The sequence below is a fragment of the Bradyrhizobium pachyrhizi genome (genome assembly GCF_001189245.1).
Lineage (GTDB): Bacteria > Pseudomonadota > Alphaproteobacteria > Rhizobiales > Xanthobacteraceae > Bradyrhizobium > Bradyrhizobium pachyrhizi.
Genome location: NZ_LFIQ01000025.1, coordinates 118,022 through 120,613, shown reverse-complemented (window position 1 = coordinate 120,613; position 2,592 = coordinate 118,022). Strand labels below are relative to the sequence as shown.

Below are 2,592 nucleotides of genomic sequence, written 5' to 3'. Positions count from 1 at the left end.
TCCAAATCTGGCTCGCTGCGACCTCGCGCGAAGAAGCCGTTGACCGAGTGCTGGACGCTATCCCGGAGGGATGGGCTGTTAGCCTCATTCAGCGACAGCTCGCCGCCGATCACCTCCCTATCCTCAACATGGCGATCGGAGAAGTGCGCCGGCATCAGGTGTCCTGAAGAAACGGCTCAGCACTTTGGGGGTGGCCTAGGGCCGGTGCTGAGGCCAGTTGTAGATCGGGCGCGAACCCGACGAGCCATTGTTAGCACGCTCCCGATTGCTACTTTGTGCGCGGCACGCAGGAACTCACCATAGGACGGAAGCATCTGATTGACGCTTCTGGTCAGCCAACCGCCCCCGACTGCCAGAAGAAAACCCGTATCGGCTCGTCTCGCCGACTATGACGGTGGGGCGGAGAAACAATTCCATCTCAGGCTACGGCCTTGGAAACGGCACCACGTCGCCATCCGCGGCGCGGATCACCACCCGGGACAGCTCCATGACGGCAAAAGCTTGGTATTCGAGCGTGCATGGTGACCCGAATATTCAAGTTCGTCTGCCACTTCCGCGGCCTCCGCCGGTGCATCAAGACAACAATTGTTCTGGTGACAGGGTTCCAACGATGCACGGGGACTTTCTTGCGGCCGCGTTTAATGCGGAGTTCGTTCGCAATGCCACAAGCTGGCCGCGCTTGAACGGGTACGAGAAGGTCTTTTCCCGGGCTGCGCGATCTTGACCGACGCCTTGCGTTGGAGCGGCCGCTAATACGCAATTTGTCGTGCTATTGCGGGCTGCACCAGCAAGCGCAGTAATTCAGCCCATGCGAGACTTTCCCACCAAGATCACGTTCGTCGAGATGCGCGAAACGGGGGCAACGCGCGTCATTGTTTTCTGCAAAGACTACCGCTGTTCTTACAACGTCACAGTGGATGGTCGGTCGCATTCGACCTTATATTGCTGTCCGGCAACCGGGCAGCCTCGTCAGCCCTCAACGGAGCCAGGCGGCGCTATCAGACCGGGGCCGTCAGCTCCGCCGCTGTTCCGGCGCTGGAAGGTATCGCAAAGCACAGACAGGCCGCCGCAGACCCCAGCGCATCCACCACGGCGACCGATGCCACTGAGTATCGCTCCGAGGCCTATTGGGATGCCGACGACCATCAATCGGCATGCTGCCATGCGGAGAAAGACGCGGCATGGAATCTGGCTCCAACGACTCCCACCATGGCCAACGTCGCGGCGGTTCTCGAGTACGTGAACCGGTACGAAGACGCGGGCGAGGAATGGCCCGGCACCGACACGATCGGCCCGGAGGGCTGGCACTACAAGCTAAGGCAGACGATGGCCGTTGCAGCCGTCAACTTAGCCTAGCGACCGGTTCACGCCCCGGCGGGTTTCCCCCTTAACGCAATTTCCATTGTTTCCGGCGGTCGACCGCGGCGCGCACTATGTTCGGTCATGGCTTTCACCGCCTCATCTTCGTCGGCGCAAAAAGCGATGCTTCGCCGATCGGCAAACACGAGCCACTGGCGAAGGCCAACTTCCCTGATGACGTACTCGGTCATTTTCGAGCGTCCTGCAGCGAGTGGACTACATCTTATGCAAACGACGTTGCTGTTCCATTAATCAGAAGCCGGCCCAGACGGTGAGCGCGCACCGAAAGGGGCAAGTCTTTCATTTCGAATGGAAAGGCAAAGTCGAGTATGCAGAGAGCGCTATCGAAGGCGCGGGCCTTGCCGTGACGGGTGCCGCTGTTCGATAAGCCGATTCCGGATCATCTGCCTGACTGGGGGACGGCCTGGATCTGATCCCAAAAAGTACGCCGCCGGGCTTGAAATGCAGCATCCCGGCGGCGGTCTTCCAACTGGCCCTGTCCCCGCAACACAGCGGTAGCAGCGCGGTCAACACACGCGAGTGATGCAGATCAATCCTACCGACGGGCTTTTGCGCGAAATCACCAGCGGCGATAACCGCCGTGATAGCCGTAACCCCTATGATAACCGTAGCCCCTGTGCACGTATCCGTAACGACGGGCGCCGTAGCCACGATAGCCGTAACCGTAGCCGTACCCCCTGTAGACGGGCGCCGTGCGGACACAGCCGTTCGGGCCGCAGACTACGGCGACGTTCTCGACGTTTGAAGCGGGAGAAAGTATGGCGAGCGGCATCGCCGACGCGCTTCCTGCCGCAGCAAGGCTGCCGAGCGCAGCAAGTCCAACAAGTGCAATTTAAGTTTCATGGTTTCCTCTCGTGGAATCTAAGGCCCCCAAACTGTAGGAAGTTGAATGTGAATGCTGGATGAGCAGGCCGGCCGTTTTTGCGTGACGAAAATGCGGCGCGCTCATGCTCTGCGCGGGATGTCCCCAGCGGCCCCTAGGAGCATCCGGAACGAGGAGGGTGCCAAGGTCCAGACTAGCTAAATGCGATAACGAGCAGGCCCGAGCGCCCGCTCGGCTCATCTCCAGCTGGCGAGATGAACGGCCGAATTTGTGTCCGGCTGGGGAGCGCCCATCGTGGCCCATACGGCAATGCCGATGGCCAGCGCGACCAACATAGTCTTGGTAATGATTTTATTGCCATGCATACTGGAGACGCCTCTCTCACGCGT

General features: G+C 60.1%; 2 protein-coding genes. One reads left to right on the top strand and one right to left on the bottom strand.

What is annotated here, in order from left to right:
* The first annotated feature begins 942 nt into the window (after positions 1 to 942).
* Positions 943 to 1,356 carry a hypothetical protein gene (locus tag AKL29_RS02610; RefSeq protein WP_028337871.1) on the top strand — a complete coding sequence of 138 codons (414 nt, stop codon included), beginning with the start codon at positions 943 to 945 and terminating at the stop codon, positions 1,354 to 1,356.
* Positions 1,357 to 1,364: 8 nt separating this feature from the next.
* Here AKL29_RS02610 and AKL29_RS41555 read toward each other — a convergent pair whose 3' ends face one another.
* Complete coding sequence (locus AKL29_RS41555; RefSeq protein ID WP_028337870.1) at positions 1,365 to 1,550, bottom strand: hypothetical protein; 186 nt, start codon at positions 1,548 to 1,550, stop codon at positions 1,365 to 1,367.
* Between the last annotated feature and the right edge of the window lie 1,042 nt (positions 1,551 to 2,592).

Bases quoted from the DNA above. Each gene is read 5' to 3' on its own strand.
- AKL29_RS41555 (WP_028337870.1), bottom strand. From the start codon at position 1,550: ATGACCGAGTACGTCATCAGGGAAGTTGGCCTTCGCCAGTGGCTCGTG.